Here is a 15677-nt window from a genome sequence, read left to right as displayed (position 1 = left end):
CAACTGTCAATCAACGACTTAAAATTCATGTTTTCTCGATTAGCTGCATGGAATATCCGATGAAAGATTGGTTTTTAAGTATACATCCATTTTACCAAGCTATTCTGAAGGAATATTTTGTAAAATTATTTGTCCAAATAAGTATGTATAATTTGATTAATTTTGAAACTTTCAATAAGGAAAATATGAGTTCAAAAAAAGGAAAGGTTCAAGAGTTGATCCAAGAAAAATTGTTAGAGGAACGTAAGGTGTTTTTATGGGGAATGGTAGATGATGATTCTGCAAAGCACGTTATTGATCGTTTACTGTATTTGGATCTACAAAACAATAAAGAAATTCAGCTTATCATTAATAGCCCTGGTGGGTACGTAACCTCTGGTTTTGCCATTTATGATACCATCAAGCAAATTAAGAGTCCGGTTTCTACGGTATGTTCAGGTTTGGCTGCTTCTATGGGCTCAATATTGCTATCGGTAGGAGAAAAAGGAAGGAGATTTATCCAACCACATGCCAGGGTTATGATTCATCAACCAAGTGGTGGAGCGCAAGGACAGGCTTCGAACATTGAAATTCAAGCTAAAGAAATCATCAAGACAAAAGAATTGGGTGCAAAGATTTTGGCGGATAACTGTGGACAGGATTATGACAAGGTTATGAAGGATTTTGATCGTGATTATTGGATGGGTGCTGAAGAATCTATTGAATACGGTATTGTAGATGGAATTTTGAAATAAGGTTCTTTTTTACAAACCTTTTAAAAGGGAAAAAGTCCTTTACAGATTCTGTAAAGGACTTTTTGCATATATATGGACGCCTAAGCGGAATATTTATAATATATACGTCAACTTTAATACCAAAAGCTTACGGTCATATGTTAAAAATTGCAAAAAGTTTAAGGTAAAGTACTTTATCTGAAGGCATATTAGTCGGTTGAACACCTATATCACTGTTTTTCAGAAGGAGCTACCACAACTAAATAAGCTTTGAATTCATTATTTTTATGGCTTAACACCAATTGGCCGAAGGGCGCATATGACACAGACTTCAAAAAATATAGCCATCATCGGTTCTGGATTGGTGGGTTCTCTCTTAAGTATTTATTTAAAGAAAAACGGACACTCCGTAACCGTTTTTGATAGAAGGCCGGATATTAGAACAATTGAATTCTCAGGAAGATCCATCAATTTGGCTATGAGTAACAGAGGATGGAGATCTTTAAGGGAAGTCGGTTTGGAGGAGCGAATTAAGAAAATAGCCATACCACTGGACAAACGTGCCATGCATGTAAACGACAAACCTGTTTATTTTCAGAAGTATGGAAAAGAAGGAGAGGCTATTTGGTCTATTTCCAGAGGGATTCTGAATAGAAAAATGATTGACTTGGCCGAAGAGGCAGGTGTTGTTTTTAGATTTAATGAGAAGGTATGGGATATAAATTTGCCTGAAGCTAAAATATTTACAGGCGAATCGGAAAAAAGTGAATGGAAGGAATATCACTATGATTTGATTTTTGGCTGTGATGGGGCCTTCTCCAGAGTACGACATAAAATGCAACGACGCAGTAGGTTTGACTATTCGCAAGATTTTATTGATGTTGGATATAAAGAACTTACCATTCCGCCAAATGAAGATGGTACCCACAAGTTGGATAAAAACTCTTTTCACATTTGGCCCAGGGGTAGATTCATGCTTATTGCCATGCCCAATATAGATGGAAGTTTTACATGTACGCTATTTCTACCATTTGAGGGAGAGGTATCTTTTGAAAGCATTACCACAGAAGAGGAGGCCAAAGGTTTTTTCAAGACTTATTTTCCCAATGTGAGGAAAGAGATAGAAAATTTGACCGAAGATTTTTTCAAGAATCCGACCAGTGCGATGGTTACCATGAAATGCTATCCTTGGACCTATTGGAACAAGGTGGCCTTGGTGGGTGACTCTGCACATGCTATTGTCCCATTTTATGGGCAGGGGATGAATGCAGGTTTTGAGGATATCTATGTGCTCAACGAATTGATTAAAAAACATGGAGATGATTGGGATGTTATTTTTGATAAATACCAGAAGCAACGAAAACCAAATGCGGATGCCATAGCTGAATTGAGCTATCGTAATTTTATTGAAATGAGCAGTAAAACAGCCGACCCATTGTTTTTACTGCAGAAAAAGATAGAAAAATGGTTTGCTGCCAAACATCCCAACAAGTGGATACCGGTGTACAGTCGGGTTACTTTTTCTGAACGACCATATGCGGAAGCACTAGCCATAGGGGATAGGCAAGAAAAAATAATGCAAATGGTTATGGGAATTCCGGATATTGAATCTAAATGGAATTCTGAAGAAGTAGAAAGCAGAATTTTAGAGTTGTTGTCGTCAAAACAGCCGTAACCACCATAAAAATTCCATAAAATAAAAAAGCCACCTTAAAAAGGTGGCTTATATTTTAAAAGCAAACGCGCTTATATCTTAGCGAACATTGCCTGCATTCTTTCCTGTTCCTCTTCAGCTAGCAAAGGATCAACCAAGATTCTGCCGCTATGCTCGTCTGTAATGATTTTTTTACGTGAAGCAATTTCGACCTGCACCTGTGGTGGAATGGTAAAGAAAGAACCACCAGAAGCACCTCTTTCTACAGGAACTACGGCCAAACCATTTTTTACATTATGGCGAATCCTTTTGTAAGCCTGTATTAAGCGATCTTCAATTTTTTCTTCAAATTCCTCCGATTTTTTCAGAAGTGCCTTTTCTTCTTTTTCAGTTTCGGCAAGAATGGCATCTAGTTCTCCTTTTTTATGTTTAAGGTGACTCTCTCTTTCCGATAGTTTCTCTTTGGTTTCAGAAATAACTTCTTTTTTCTGCTCTATTTGGGCTTTGAACTCCTTGATGTTCTTTTCCGCCAATTGAATTTCCAGTTCCTGGAATTCAACTTCTTTGCTCAAAGAATTAAATTCACGGCTATTTCTTACATTCTTCTGCTGCTCAGCATATTTTTTGATAAGCGCCTTGGACTCTTCTATTAAGTTTTTCTTAGCGGTAATCTCAAAATTTACGGTCTCAACATCCGTTTTTAATTTGTCCATTCGTGTTTTAAGACCAAGTACTTCATCTTCCAAGTCTTGCACTTCCAGTGGTAATTCGCCTCTAACATTGCGTATTTCATCCACCCTGGAATCAATTAACTGTAAATCATACAGTGCTCTTAATTTTTCTTCCACGGTGTTTTCCTTTTTTTTCGCCATAAATTATAAATACTTGATGGGATTTGTTATACTTTCCGATAACGAGATTGCAAAATTAGGAATTTTTTTGATAAGATAATCAACTAATAAATCTTTTGTAAACTGCTCAGTTTCAAAGTGCCCAATGTCCGCTATTACCAATTGTTGTTCTGCTTCGTAAAACTGATGGTATTTTAAGTCGGCCGTTATAAAAATATCAGCATTTGCCCTTTTAGCTGCGGTTATGGCAAAAGCGCCGCTACCGCCCAGAACTGCTACTCTTTTCACCTTTTTATTTAAAAGTTGTGAGTGCCGGATAACCGAAGCGTTCATTCGCTTTTTGATTTCATTCAAAAAAGTCAGTTCATCCATTTCATGCTCAAGGGTGCCCACCATGCCCATGCCAATATCCTGATTGGCATTGTTCAATGTGGTGATTTCATAAGCTACTTCTTCATAGGGATGGGCTTCAAAAAGAGCATTTAGAACAGCTTTTTCCCTTTCAAAGGAGAAGATCATATTGATCTGCGCTTCTTTTTCCAAATGGGTTTCTCCTATTTTTCCCAATGTTGGATTTGTTCCTTCTTCAGCTTTAAAGCTTCCCAGCCCTTCCAAGCTGAAGCTGCAGTTGCTATATTTTCCAATTGCCCCACCTCCTGCTGCAAAGAGTGCAGATTTTACGGTTTCAACATTTTCCAACGGCACATAAGTAGTCAATTTTTTGATTGTCCCCTTTTTTGGAATTAGGATTTTTGGGTTTTGTATGCCCAGAACCTCACAAATTTTGGCGTTGACACCCATGTTGCTGTTGTCCAATGCGGTGTGCATGCTATAAATGGCAATGTTGTTGGCAATTGCCTTAATAACAACACGTTCCACATAATTGCTTCCTGTAATTTTTTTGAGCCCTTTAAAAACAATAGGGTGGAAGCTTACGATCAGGTTGCATTTTTTGGCAATGGCTTCATCTACCACACTTTCAAGGGTGTCCAGCGTTACCAATATGCCGCTTACATCCATAGTATGATTGCCAACAAGCAGTCCAACATTGTCAAATTCTTCTGCATGAGCCAAAGGGGCAAGTTCTTCCAGTATTTTTGTAATATCCTTTACGGTCATTTGGTTTTTCTTAGAATGCTAAAGATAAAATATTATATTTTCGCTTCATGCTGCAACTGCTCCGCAAAATAGCATTTCCGTTTTCCTTGATTTATACCCTGGTCGTCTTTGTTCGAAACTTTTTGTACGATGTGGGCTTCTTTAAATCAGCATCCTATAAAACACCGACCATTTGTGTTGGCAACCTTAGTGTGGGCGGTACGGGCAAGACCCCAATGATAGAGTATTTGGTTAGATTGTTGAAAAACAGGAATATTGCAGTTTTAAGCAGGGGGTACAAAAGAAAATCTAAAGGATTTTTGTTGGCAGGTCCTGAAATTCTAGTTGAAGATTTGGGAGACGAGCCGTTTCAAATCCATAAAAAATTCCCGGAAATCATGGTTGCCGTTGATGCTGATAGAAGAAACGGTATTACAAAACTTGAAAGTTTGATAAAACCTGATATGATACTTCTAGACGACGCTTTTCAACATAGAAGGGTGAAACCTAAATTTTCCATCTTGTTGACTGCTCACAATAATCTATTTGTGGATGATTGGTATTTGCCTACCGGAGATTTAAGAGATAGTAAGTTAGAGGCTAAACGGGCTGATATTATTATTGTGACCAAATGCCCCGATCAATTGTCCCAAGAAGAAAAAAGTAAGATTTCGGAAAGGATAAGACCCAATCCGAATCAGCAGATACTTTTTTGTTCACTGAAGTATGATGACCTGGTCAAGAATGGTTCTGGCAAAAATTTGGAATTGAAGGAACTGAAAGGTAAAAAAGTTGCTTTAGTAACTGGTATTGCCAATCCGGAGCCACTTATTTCCCATCTAAAGTCCATAGAACTCGAATTTCACCATTTTAAATATGGGGACCACCACTATTTTTCGGAACAAGAGATGGCACAGTTCAAAAAATTTGAAATTGTATTGACCACGGAAAAAGATTATGTACGATTGGAGGGAAAAGTGGAAAACTTATATTATTTGGAAATAGCCCATAGTTTTGATGAAAGGGATGGCAAACTGTTGGAGCAAATGATTTTGGAACAGATTTAGACCAATCCTTCCATTTTTCTTTTGAAGATGTTTTCTCCTATTTTCTGATAAAAAACCTCTGGCTTAAAGGGTTTGGTTACCACGTCATTACAACCGGCTTCGTAAAAACTGTCCAAACTATCATCCAAGGAGATTGCGGTCAATGCTATAATTGGAATTTCCTCATCGAACTTTCTGATTTGGCGCGTAGCTTCTTCGCCACTTATTCCGGGCATATGGATATCCATCAAAATGGCATTGTATGTATTCGCTTTTGCCAAATCAATTGCTTCGTTGCCATTGTTGGCGATATCACAAGTGATTTCTTTTTTGGTAAGCATTTTTTTGGTGATGACCTGATTGATTTTATTGTCCTCTACCACTAACAAATGCAGTCCTTTAAAATCAAATTCCTCAGGATTTAACTCAAAAGAAACTTCCTCCAAATCATTTTGGTTGCATTTTACATCCATTTCAAAGAAGAAAGAACTACCATGGCCCAACTCACTCTCCAAATTGATTTTACTGTTAAAGAGACCAAGCAGACTTTTTACAATGGTGAGTCCTAAACCAGTGCCCCCATACTCCCTGTTGATTTGTACTGATCCTTGTTCAAAGCTGTCGAAAATGTTTTTCTGTTGATCTTCAGAGATTCCAATTCCATTATCTTTTACCTCAAAATACAGTTTTACCTGATCTTCATCCTTTTTCAAAAGCTTGGCTATTACTTCAACCTTACCGTCTTTGGTAAACTTTAAAGCGTTCCCTACCAGGTTCATAAAAATCTGAGATATTTTTATGGGATCTCCAAGAAGTTGATACGGGATGTTTGGATCATAGTCCAAAATTAGGCTGGTGTTCTTTTCTGCTGCATTTTGTTGTAATGAATCGACAACATCTGTCAAAACTTTTTGAAGCTTGAACTCAATGTTCAGCGGTTCCAGTTTGTCAGCATCAATTTTATTGATTTGTAGGATGTCATTGATAAAGTTCAGCAGGTAGTCCCCTGAAAACTTCAAAGATTTTAAGTGTTCCTTTTGGTGCTCCCCGGGATTTTCCTCCAATAACAAGTGGGTCAGTCCGGTTACCGCATATAAAGGGGTACGCAACTCGTGGGTTACTGTGGACAAAAAGTTGGTTTTTGCCTCCATTGCAGATACGGCTGAATCCCTTGCCAACTCTAGTTCCTTATTTTTTGTGTACAACAGATCGTTGGTTTTTAGCTTGATCTGGTTATTTCTAAAAAGGGAAACGGCCAGCAACGAGATAATGGTCAAGAATGCAGACGTAAGTATGGCGGTAATTTCAGAACGGTTCTTGGACTCGCTCAGTTCTTCATTTTTGGCAGTGAGCTTATTGATTTCAGTCATTTGATGCTCAAACCTGATCTTGTCTGCCGTATTGGCCTCCAATTTCACTTTTTCCACATTAAAAATGGAATCTTTTATCTGTTCCAGATTTTTTCTGTAATGTAGGGCATTATCAAAACCTCCTGTTTTTTCGTAGATAATGGAGAGCCTCTGGTTGGCAGCTTTAATTTCTTTAAAATATCCATGTTTGTTGGCCAATTCCAACGCTGCTTTTGAATGGATGATTCCTTCTTCCAAATCATTTAGGTCAAGACTTATTTTTGCCAGCTGTAAGTTTGCCTTGGTTGCCAAATAAGCTCTTTCCTTGTCATCTGAATTAACAATTAAAGCATGCAAATTTTTGATGGCATCATCATAATTTGTGATGTTTGCGAATATGTAAGCCTCCAAAAGGAGGATGTTATTGCTTAAGTTTCTGTTATTGCTCAGTTTTCTTGATTCTTCCAACAACTTGAGTGACTGGAAATTGTTTCCTTCATCAAAGCGAAGGGCAGCTTCCAGATAGTTATGAAAGGCTTGGCCGTAGGAGTAAGAAAGGTCCTTTAATAGAATACTTGCGCGATCCCAATAAAAAACGGTGGTCTCTCTATCTCCCTCTTCCAAGAATAATCGAGCATATTGGTGGTATGTATCAAGTAGTAATTTGGCATCTTCATTGTTTTCCGCAATTTCGGCAGCTTTATCCAAAGTCTCCAATGCCTTGTCAACTTTGTTTTGATGCCTGTAGACCATGTATTCGTCAAAAATTGCCTGGACTTTTGCTGTAGAACTGATATCCTTTTGACCAAAGGAAGCCTGAGTGCATAGTAAAATGCACAGCACAATGAATTTTGTTCCGCTTATATATTTATATATTGCGCTAGAGGTCAAACGTAGTTTTTCTTTATAAACAAAGCTATTAAATCAATAATTCTGGAACAATAACCAGTTTCATTATCATACCATCCAATAATCTTGACCATCTTTCCAATAACAGAGGTCATTAAAGAATCAAACGTACAAGAATAACAACTATTGTTTATATCGATAGAAACAATGGGGTCTTCGGTATAATGAAGTACGTTTTTTAATTGATTATTGGCGTAATGTTCAAAAGTATGATTTATTTCTTCAATGGAGGTTTCTCTTTTAACATTGAAGGTAATATCTGTTAACGAGCCATTTGGTACCGGAACGCGTATACCACATCCCCCTATAACATCGGATAAGTCAGGGAAAATTTTAGTCAAGGCCTTGGCGGCTCCCGTAGTAGTGGGAATAATGGATTGTCCAGCCGCTCTGGACCTTCTCAAATCGCGATGCGGCTGATCGTGCAAACTTTGATCAGAGGTATAAGAATGCACCGTAGTGATATAGGCCTGGTCTATACCACATAGCTCATTGATTACCTTGATCATGGGTGCTGCATTATTGGTGGTACAAGAAGCATTGGAAACAATATGGTCGTCAGGGCCAATTTGCCCTTCATTCACCCCAATGACCACCATTTTAATGTCATCTTCTTCCGGTGGAACGGATAATATGACCTTTTTTGCCCCATTTTTTAGATGGTGGTTTAAATCTTCTCTCTTTTTGAACTTTCCCGAAGCTTCCACTACAATGTCGACGTCAAACGCACTCCAATCAATTTGTTGAGGGTTTTTATGGTTCAGCACATTTACTTTTTTCCCATCAACAATGATTTCACTTTCTGTTGCGGTTGTTTCTGCATCAAATCCTCCATGAATACTGTCATACTTTAATAGATGGGCTAAGGTTTTGGCATTGGCCAAATCGTTAACAGCAACAACAGAAATGTTGGCATGGCCTTGAAGTAAACGGAACAATGTTCTACCAATGCGACCAAAACCGTTTATGCCAATTGTAACATGCTTCATTGAAATAAATAAGTGAGGTAATGTTAGTTAGTGTATGTGTTTGTGGGCTTTGTAAGAGGATCTAACCAATGCGCCACTTTCTACATGTCTAAAGCCCATTTTTAATCCAATTTCCTCATATTTTTTGAATTGCTCTGGAAGAATAAATTCCTTTACGGGCAAGTGTTTTTTGCTGGGCTGCAAATATTGGCCTATGGTAACTACGTCTACATTCACCTTTCTCAGGTCTTCCATAGTGCTGATTACTTCCTCTTCCAATTCACCAAGCCCGAGCATAATACCAGATTTGGTGCGATTGGCTCCATTTTTTTTCAAATAGTCCAAAACACCCAAACTTCTTTCATATTTGGCCTGAATACGAACTTCACGGGTAAGGCGCTTTACCGTTTCCATGTTGTGGGAGATAACTTCGGGAGCCACTTTGAGAATTCTATCCAAATGTGTTTCAATGCCCTGAAAATCTGGAATTAGTGTTTCAAGAGTGGTTTCTGGATTCATTCTTCTGATGGCCGTTACTGTCTCTGCCCAAATAATGGATCCCATGTCCTTCAGGTCATCCCTGTCCACTGATGTGACCACGGCATGTTTTATATCCATGATTTTTATGGATCGAGCGACTTTTTCAGGTTCTGCCCAGTCAACACTTTCGGGTCTTCCAGTTTTTACACCGCAGAACCCGCAGGAACGGGTACAAATGTTCCCCAAAATCATAAAGGTAGCTGTTCCTTCACCCCAACATTCCCCCATATTTGGGCAACTTCCGGAGGTACAGATAGTATGCAGGTCATACTTGTCCACCAGTCCTCTCAACTGGGTATATTTCTTGCCTGTTGGGAGTTTTACCCTCAACCATTTGGGTTTTCCTTTTGGCGGTTGAACATTGTCAACAACGGTTGTGCTCATATCAGAAATTTGATGTGCAAAGATACGAAACTGGGAAGGAAAGATACGGCGTGAAAATGAGTCACTTTTTCTTAATGATCTCCGCCAAAAGTTTTTTGGCCCGCAAAAGCTTTACCTTAATATTGTTTACAGGTTCATTGAGCTGCTTAGCTATTTCAGCATAACTCAACTCATTAAAATATCTAAGGTTGATGACCTTTTGGTAATGGGGTTTTAATTTTTTGATATCCTGCAATAGGTTGGCAAGATTTTGCTCTATGATCAATTGATCTTCTGCAGAGGGGGTTTCATCCAAAACTTTTCTTACGGCATCTCCATGGTTGTCCATTTCATCCAGAAGGCTTCTTTTTCTTTTTCTGATGAGGTCAACATGAAGGTTTTTGGAAATGGTGATGAGCCAAGTCTTGAACTCATAGGCATCATCATAGGAGTTTATTTTGTCGAAAGCTTTGGAAAATGTTCTGATGGTGATATCCTCCGCATCATTTTCATTTTTGGTGCGGGCAAGTTGAAACGCGTAGACCTCATTCCAAAAAGTGTCCAAAAGAATACTAAAGGCAATTTGGTTTCCATCTTTTGCCTTGGTAATATTTTCCTTAATGGACAGTTCAGTTTTATTCAAAAACCTGATTTTGTGGGGTAGATTTCACAATATTATTGTAATTCAGGAACCGAATCCTTTTTACAGTCTTGTTCACTTGGAAGTTTCCCGCAAAACCCACAGGCTTCACCTTCTTTATTCAAATAAGGGTTTTGACTTGCACAAGTACCAGCAAACTTACCATCTTTTTTAGACCATATTTTAATGGCGATTCCTGCAAATGCAAGTCCCAAAAGGCCTATGGTCAACAAAACTAGCTTCATATTCCCGTTTTGTGCAAAGGTACAAAATACCTTTAAGGAAGTGGAATAGGATATTGTTTTAATATTTGATGTTGGCAACAATATTTTTGACCGTCGGAGCGGTATTGCCTCCTTCAGGTTCAATGGTTATATAGCCCACGGCATTTTCAGCATAGGGCAGTGCCAAAAGCTTGTCCTTGTCATCAAATTGCTTGATCACACCTAAATTGACCAACTCTCCGTTTACTTCGGCCCACATCTGGAAACATTTGTTTTCTGGAAGGTTAGGTACATTGCTGACATTGATGTATGAGAGCTTTTTAACTGGATTTACATAAGCTATCGCCTTGAGTTCCCTGCCCTCTTTTTTTCCATTTACCGCATATTTTCTGGTAGCTGGATTGTTCAACACGATAAATTGGTTCCTTACGTCTTCCAATTGATTTTTCATGTTTTCCTCTAGGTTCTTGAACTGGCTGGCAACTCTGGTGTTTTCTTCCTGCAAGCTTTTATTTTGCTCCCATTGGAAATAAGAAAACCCTGCAAAAAGCATAATAGCTACGCTAGCTGCAACCGCATATTGGTAGAACTTTCTTTTCCGGCCTTTTCCTTTTTGGCACTGTGAAGAATAATCTCTTTAAGCCCCTCTGGGGTCTTTCTTGCATAAAGTTTGGCAAAGGCCTCTAAATTGTCTTGAAGCTCATTGTAGGCTTCCCTGACCTCAGGATACATGGTAATATATCTTTCGGCCTTAAGGGTTTCTTCTTTTGTAGAATCACCCAACAGGTATTTTTCCAGTATGTCGGAATCTAAGAATAATTGTACTTTTTCTTTCATGACAATAAAGTTATCAGTAAGAGCATGGTCATCGACGTCCCATAAATTTTCCCTAGTTCCCTTAAACCAATCTTTAATCTTGATTTAATGGTTCCTAGCGGAATATCCAATTCATCGCTGGCTTCTTGTTGTGTCATCCCCTGAAAAAACAGGGCCTCCAAGACAACTTGATATTTAGGCTCTATTTTTTCCAGGTTCTCCTGGATGTCCATAAATTCTGGCCTAATGCCATTTACTCCTAGGTTATATACGTCTGAAACGTCTATTTGGACTTCTTTATCGGATTTATTGCTGACACTTCTTAACTTATCATGGCCGTGTTTCTTGTAATTCGAAACAACCATGTAAAAAGTTTGGCTTTAGATGAATCATAGGAATCCGCCTTTTTCCAGATCTTAATAAAACTTTCTTGAAGAACATCTTGGGCCAGGTCTTCATCCCTCACAACCTTTAGTGCCACACCATAGAGCGTGTCTCCGTAGTTATCATATAACAAAGAGATTGCTTTGTCGTCTTTTTCGGCAAGCAATGAAACAATATGTTTCTCGATTAGTGTACTCATTTGGTTAGGGCAAAATTTTGGGGGCTAAAATCTAAAATAACGTTTATATCGTATATAATACAACGCTAAGTTAGAAAAAGGATTATTTGTTGGCGTTCAAATATAAGATAAAGACAAAATACTGATATAAGTATATACAATTTTGGTTAGTTTGGTTTGGTATAACCCCTGTTATTGTTTCAATGCAGGGGTTATTTTATGATATTGACTTCTGGATGTATGCGAATTTTGAACTTCCTATCCACTTCTTGATGGATGAGTTGTGCCAATTCAAGGATTTCAGAACCTGCTGCATTCCCATAATTTACAAGAACCAAAGCCTGTTTTTCATGTACTCCGGCGTCACCAAATCGTTTTCCTTTAAATCCGCATTGCTCAATTAACCAACCCGCCGGAATCTTAAATTGATTTTTATCAACTTCATAAGAAGGCACCTCTGGGTGGACTTTTTTAATCTTTTCAAAGGTTTTTTTGGAAACTACCGGGTTTTTAAAGAAACTCCCGCTATTTCCTAGTTCCTTTGGATCGGGCAACTTACTCTGTCTAATAGCTATTACTGCATTGGATACATCTTGGATGGTAGGATACACTATTCCGTTCTTTTTAAGCTCATCTTCAATGGCACCATAGCCGGTATTTATTTGATGGTCACGTTTGGTGAGTTTTAAATTTACCGAAGTAATAATGTATTTGTCCTTTGCGTCATTTTTGAAAATAGAATCCCTATATCCAAACTCGCAGGCCTCTGTATCAAACTCCACAAGTTCTCCGGTAGCTATTTCCATAGCTGTGCAACTTTCAAAAACATCCTTTAGTTCTACACCATATGCACCAATGTTCTGAATTGGGGCCGTACCGGTGTTCCCTGGAATCAATGAAAGGTTTTCTATACCGCCATATCCTTGATCAAGGGACCAAAGCACTAGTTCATGCCAATTTTCCCCGGCCATGACCTTGATCACAACCTCATCTTCATTTTCATCTACAATGGTGATGCCCCTTAGATTTATATGTATGACCAGAGCATCAACATCCTTGGTGAGCAACATATTACTACCGCCACTGACAACAAACTTTTGGGGATATGCCTTAAGTTCCAATACTTTTTGGAGCTGCGCCAAACCATTGATTTCTATAAAAAACTTGGCTTTGACATCAATACCAAAGGTATTGTACGCTTTAAGTGATATGTTTTCTTGAATGTTCATTAACGATTATAAGCCTTTAAAGCTTTTCCGAGTATTTGGACCGCTTTCACCAGCTGTTCTTTTTCAAGGACATAGGCAATTCTAATTTGATTTTCTCCCAATCCCTTGGTGGCATAGAATCCAGCTGCGGGAGCAACCATTACGGTATTCCCGTCCATTTCAAATTTTTCCAAGAGCCATTGCGCAAAATCATCAGCATTGGAAACAGGCAATTCAACAACACAATAAAAAGCTCCTTGCGGAACAGCTACTTTAACACCATCCAGTTTTTGCAACTCGGAAATCAGGATATTTCTTCGCTCTACATATTCGTTGATGACATTGTCAAAGTACTCTTGAGGTGTCTCCAGAGCAGCCTCGCTCGCAATTTGGGCAAAAGTGGGAGGGGACAAACGAGCTTGTGCAAATTTTAGAGCGGTTTTCACAACATCTTTGTTCCTAGATACCAAACAGCCAATACGTGCTCCACACATACTATATCTTTTAGATACAGAATCCACAACAATGGCATGCTCTTCCAAGCCAGCTTCCTGTAATATGGAGTAGTGTTCCCGACCTTCATAGGTAAATTCACGGTACACTTCATCCGCTACCAAAAAGAGGTTATGTTTTTTGACCAACGCTGCCAATTGTTGTATTTCCGATTTGCTGTATAGATAACCGGTTGGGTTTCCCGGGTTGCAAATAAGTATGGCCTTTGTTTTTGGTGATATCAATTTTTCAAAATCTGCAATGGGAGGCAGTGCAAAGTTGTTTTCAATGTTGGAGACAATGGGAACAACCTTTACCCCGGAAGCTGTGGCAAAACCATTATAATTTGCATAAAACGGCTCTGGGATTATGATTTCATCATCTGCATCCATAATGGTGCCCATAGCAAAAGAAAGTGCCTCTGATCCGCCAGTGGTTACAATAATATCATCAGAGGATACTTTTATATCATTTTTAGCATAGTAGGCAGCTATTTTTTGTCGATAGGTCTCTGAACCTTCGGTCATGCTATAGGCAAGAACCTCAATGTCATGGTTTCTGACGGCATCCAGAGCCACTTTGGGAGTTTTAATATCAGGTTGTCCAATATTAAGGTGAATTACATGGGTACCTCTTTTTTTGGCCGCTTCTGCATAAGGAACCAATTTGCGAATAGGTGACGCGGGCATCCGGTGCCCTTTTTCAGATATTGAAGGCATGCATTAAATTTTAGGCAAAAATGGTAAAACCAAGACTTGCAAACAACACATTTGGGTATTATTTGAAGGGTTAGGGTAATGTTAAATAAAAGATAACGTCAGGGATAATTTTGTATATTTAAGAGGTATAACCCTTTAGGAGCAAGCAAATTGAAAAAAAACCTACACCTTCTTACGCTTCTTTTTGTGTCACTTCCTTTTTTGATTTCGGCACAAAATTTTAGGTTGCCCAATCATCAGAAATTCCAAAAAATCAACTTTGAGTTGATTAATAATTTGATGATTATCCCTATCGAGGTCAATGGAGCTGACTTGAAATTTGTACTGGATTCTGGGGTAAGTAAACCTATTCTGTTCAACCTTTCAGATACGGATTCGTTACAAATAAACAATGTTTCGGAAGTTACCATTAGGGGACTTGGCGATGGTGAACCCATGAAAGCATTGAGTTCCATGCAAAACGTGTTTAAGCTAGGTAAGGCCAGAAACTATAATCAAGACCTTTATGTGGTTTTGGATAAGGAAATCAATTTCTCCACATCCTTGGGTATACCAGTGCACGGAATATTGGGGTATGACTTGTTTAGGGATTTTATTGTGGAAGTAAATTACCAATCACGTCACATCAAGCTCCATAACCCTGATCTATATAGCCAGAAAGAGAAAAAACGATCACAAACATTGCCAATTTCCATAGAAAATAGAAAAGCCTATGTTGAGGGAACCGTTTTAATGAAGGATAAGGAGGATGTTCCTGTTAAACTGCTTGTGGATACTGGTAGCAGCGATGCACTCTGGCTTTTCCATGAACCGGAAAAAGGACTGGAAATACCTCAGAAAAACTATGAGGATTATCTGGGCAGAGGATTGAGTGGTGATATTTTTGGAAAACGAACCAAGGTAAGTGGAGTAAAAATAGGGGATTTTGAGCTCAAAGATGCAAAAGCAGCTTTTCCATATAGAGAATCCTTTGGATTTATTAAAAATTTAGGAGATAGAAATGGTAGTGTTGGAGGTGAAATTTTAAAGCGATTCAATATTATTTTTGATTACGGCAAAAATCAGGTGACGTTTAAAAAGAATGGAAATTTTAGAGCTCCGTTTCAATATAATTTGGCAGGGATAGCGTTGCAACATAATGGACTTAGGTATATTGCGGAGAGTATTGCCGATTTTAATGGGGTTGTACGAAGTGATGATGATACCTTTGGCAATGTCCAAATTTTATTGGAAAACAAAACTCGATTAAGCCTGGTTCCTGAAATTATCGTTTCTGGTATTAGAGCGGGAAGCCCTGCGGCTGAGGCTGGTTTGCAAGAGGGAGATGTAATACTGGCGGTCAATGGAAAGAAAATCCATAAATACAAACTTCAAGAGGTCTTGAAAATGCTCAACGAAAAAGAGGGAAAGCGTGTTCGCGTACTTATTGAGCGCTACAACAGGGATTTGTTGTTCTCTTTTGTGTTGAAAAACGTATTTGACTAAATAAAAAGCCTCCTAAAATTTCTTTTAGAAGGCACTTTTT

Annotated in this window: 15 protein-coding genes and 1 pseudogene; 4 read left to right on the top strand and 12 right to left on the bottom strand. The window is 38.5% G+C overall.

The annotated features are described in order from the left end of the window. The first annotated feature begins 185 nt into the window (after positions 1-185). Both ACOQO1_RS08755 and ACOQO1_RS08750 read left to right on the top strand, forming a co-directional pair. A complete protein-coding gene (locus tag ACOQO1_RS08755; RefSeq protein WP_420602496.1) occupies positions 186-734 on the top strand; it encodes a ClpP family protease in 549 nt (182 codons plus the stop codon). A 298-nt stretch (positions 735-1032) separates the two neighbouring features. Next, positions 1033-2388 carry an FAD-dependent oxidoreductase gene (locus ACOQO1_RS08750; RefSeq protein ID WP_420602495.1) on the top strand — a complete coding sequence of 452 codons (1356 nt, stop codon included), beginning with the start codon at positions 1033-1035 and terminating at the stop codon, positions 2386-2388. A gap of 71 nt (positions 2389-2459) precedes the next feature. Here ACOQO1_RS08750 and ACOQO1_RS08745 read toward each other — a convergent pair whose 3' ends face one another. Together ACOQO1_RS08745 and ACOQO1_RS08740 are read right to left on the bottom strand one after the other, a co-directional pair. Next, entirely contained in the window at positions 2460-3239 is a 780-nt protein-coding gene (locus tag ACOQO1_RS08745; protein ID WP_420602494.1) for a zinc ribbon domain-containing protein, read from the bottom strand. Between the two features lie 3 nt (positions 3240-3242). After that, the gene (locus ACOQO1_RS08740) at positions 3243-4337 is read right to left on the bottom strand and encodes a Nif3-like dinuclear metal center hexameric protein (protein WP_420602493.1); all 1095 of its coding nucleotides are present in this window, start codon (positions 4335-4337) and stop codon (positions 3243-3245) included. A gap of 47 nt (positions 4338-4384) precedes the next feature. On the opposite strand from ACOQO1_RS08740, the gene lpxK reads away from it, so the two are divergent. Then, the gene (lpxK, locus tag ACOQO1_RS08735; RefSeq protein WP_420602492.1) at positions 4385-5383 is read left to right on the top strand and encodes a tetraacyldisaccharide 4'-kinase; all 999 of its coding nucleotides are present in this window, start codon (positions 4385-4387) and stop codon (positions 5381-5383) included. On the opposite strand, the gene ACOQO1_RS08730 is transcribed toward lpxK, so the two are convergent. The 10 genes and pseudogenes from ACOQO1_RS08730 to ACOQO1_RS08685 all read right to left on the bottom strand — a co-directional run bounded on the left by ACOQO1_RS08730 (position 5380) and on the right by ACOQO1_RS08685 (position 14152). Beyond that, entirely contained in the window at positions 5380-7554 is a 2175-nt protein-coding gene (locus ACOQO1_RS08730; RefSeq protein ID WP_420602491.1) for an ATP-binding protein, read from the bottom strand. The genes lpxK and ACOQO1_RS08730 overlap by 4 nt on opposite strands. A gap of 44 nt (positions 7555-7598) precedes the next feature. Continuing rightward, positions 7599-8609 (bottom strand): type I glyceraldehyde-3-phosphate dehydrogenase, encoded by a 1011-nt coding sequence (gene gap, locus ACOQO1_RS08725; protein WP_420602490.1) that lies wholly within the window; start codon positions 8607-8609, stop codon positions 7599-7601. 27 nt (positions 8610-8636) lie between these two features. After that, positions 8637-9512: a lipoyl synthase gene (gene lipA / locus ACOQO1_RS08720; RefSeq protein ID WP_420602489.1), complete on the bottom strand. Its 876-nt coding sequence runs from the start codon at positions 9510-9512 to the stop codon at positions 8637-8639. A 61-nt stretch (positions 9513-9573) separates the two neighbouring features. Beyond that, positions 9574-10134, bottom strand: coding sequence for an RNA polymerase sigma factor (locus ACOQO1_RS08715; RefSeq protein WP_420602488.1), 561 nt, complete (start codon positions 10132-10134; stop codon positions 9574-9576). Between the two features lie 32 nt (positions 10135-10166). Beyond that, positions 10167-10376 (bottom strand): membrane or secreted protein, encoded by a 210-nt coding sequence (locus tag ACOQO1_RS08710; RefSeq protein ID WP_420602487.1) that lies wholly within the window; start codon positions 10374-10376, stop codon positions 10167-10169. 58 nt (positions 10377-10434) lie between these two features. Then, on the bottom strand, positions 10435-10908 hold the full coding sequence (locus ACOQO1_RS08705) for an anti-sigma factor (RefSeq protein WP_420602486.1): 474 nt from the start codon (positions 10906-10908) through the stop codon (positions 10435-10437). A 5-nt stretch (positions 10909-10913) separates the two neighbouring features. Next, a complete protein-coding gene (locus tag ACOQO1_RS08700; protein ID WP_420602485.1) occupies positions 10914-11192 on the bottom strand; it encodes a hypothetical protein in 279 nt (92 codons plus the stop codon). Then, positions 11189-11754, bottom strand: a pseudogene (locus ACOQO1_RS08695) (RNA polymerase sigma factor). The gene ACOQO1_RS08700 and the pseudogene ACOQO1_RS08695 overlap by 4 nt, the downstream one beginning before the upstream one ends. A 191-nt stretch (positions 11755-11945) precedes the next feature. Next, positions 11946-12962, bottom strand: a complete 1017-nt coding sequence (gene murB / locus ACOQO1_RS08690; protein WP_420602484.1) for a UDP-N-acetylmuramate dehydrogenase — start codon at positions 12960-12962, stop codon at positions 11946-11948. Next, positions 12962-14152: a pyridoxal phosphate-dependent aminotransferase gene (locus tag ACOQO1_RS08685; RefSeq protein WP_420602483.1), complete on the bottom strand. Its 1191-nt coding sequence runs from the start codon at positions 14150-14152 to the stop codon at positions 12962-12964. The genes murB and ACOQO1_RS08685 overlap by 1 nt, the downstream gene beginning before the upstream one ends. Positions 14153-14431: 279 nt before the next feature. Here ACOQO1_RS08685 and ACOQO1_RS08680 point away from each other — a divergent pair, with 279 nt between their 5' ends. Then, the gene (locus ACOQO1_RS08680) at positions 14432-15637 is read left to right on the top strand and encodes an aspartyl protease family protein (protein WP_420602482.1); all 1206 of its coding nucleotides are present in this window, start codon (positions 14432-14434) and stop codon (positions 15635-15637) included. The last annotated feature ends 40 nt before the right edge of the window (positions 15638-15677 follow it).

This window comes from Flagellimonas sp., assembly GCF_965222555.1.
Taxonomy (GTDB): Bacteria; Bacteroidota; Bacteroidia; order Flavobacteriales; family Flavobacteriaceae; genus Flagellimonas.
The sequence above is the reverse complement of the archived record's forward strand: the minus strand, read 5'-3'. Positions and strand labels throughout refer to the sequence as shown.

Excerpts from the sequence above, each read along its gene's own strand:
- ACOQO1_RS08680 (WP_420602482.1), top strand. The coding sequence starts at position 14,432 with ATGATTATCCCTATCGAGGTCAATGGAGCTGACTTGAAATTTGTACTG.
- ACOQO1_RS08710 (WP_420602487.1), bottom strand. The coding sequence starts at position 10,376 with ATGAAGCTAGTTTTGTTGACCATAGGCCTTTTGGGACTTGCATTTGCA.
- ACOQO1_RS08705 (WP_420602486.1), bottom strand. The coding sequence starts at position 10,908 with ATGCTTTTTGCAGGGTTTTCTTATTTCCAATGGGAGCAAAATAAAAGC.
- ACOQO1_RS08750 (WP_420602495.1), top strand. The coding sequence starts at position 1,033 with ATGACACAGACTTCAAAAAATATAGCCATCATCGGTTCTGGATTGGTG.
- ACOQO1_RS08755 (WP_420602496.1), top strand. The coding sequence starts at position 186 with ATGAGTTCAAAAAAAGGAAAGGTTCAAGAGTTGATCCAAGAAAAATTG.
- murB (WP_420602484.1), bottom strand. The coding sequence starts at position 12,962 with ATGAACATTCAAGAAAACATATCACTTAAAGCGTACAATACCTTTGGT.
- ACOQO1_RS08700 (WP_420602485.1), bottom strand. The coding sequence starts at position 11,192 with ATGAAAGAAAAAGTACAATTATTCTTAGATTCCGACATACTGGAAAAA.
- lpxK (WP_420602492.1), top strand. The coding sequence starts at position 4,385 with ATGCTGCAACTGCTCCGCAAAATAGCATTTCCGTTTTCCTTGATTTAT.
- ACOQO1_RS08685 (WP_420602483.1), bottom strand. The coding sequence starts at position 14,152 with ATGCCTTCAATATCTGAAAAAGGGCACCGGATGCCCGCGTCACCTATT.
- lipA (WP_420602489.1), bottom strand. The coding sequence starts at position 9,512 with ATGAGCACAACCGTTGTTGACAATGTTCAACCGCCAAAAGGAAAACCC.
- ACOQO1_RS08740 (WP_420602493.1), bottom strand. The coding sequence starts at position 4,337 with ATGACCGTAAAGGATATTACAAAAATACTGGAAGAACTTGCCCCTTTG.
- gap (WP_420602490.1), bottom strand. The coding sequence starts at position 8,609 with ATGAAGCATGTTACAATTGGCATAAACGGTTTTGGTCGCATTGGTAGA.
- ACOQO1_RS08745 (WP_420602494.1), bottom strand. The coding sequence starts at position 3,239 with ATGGCGAAAAAAAAGGAAAACACCGTGGAAGAAAAATTAAGAGCACTG.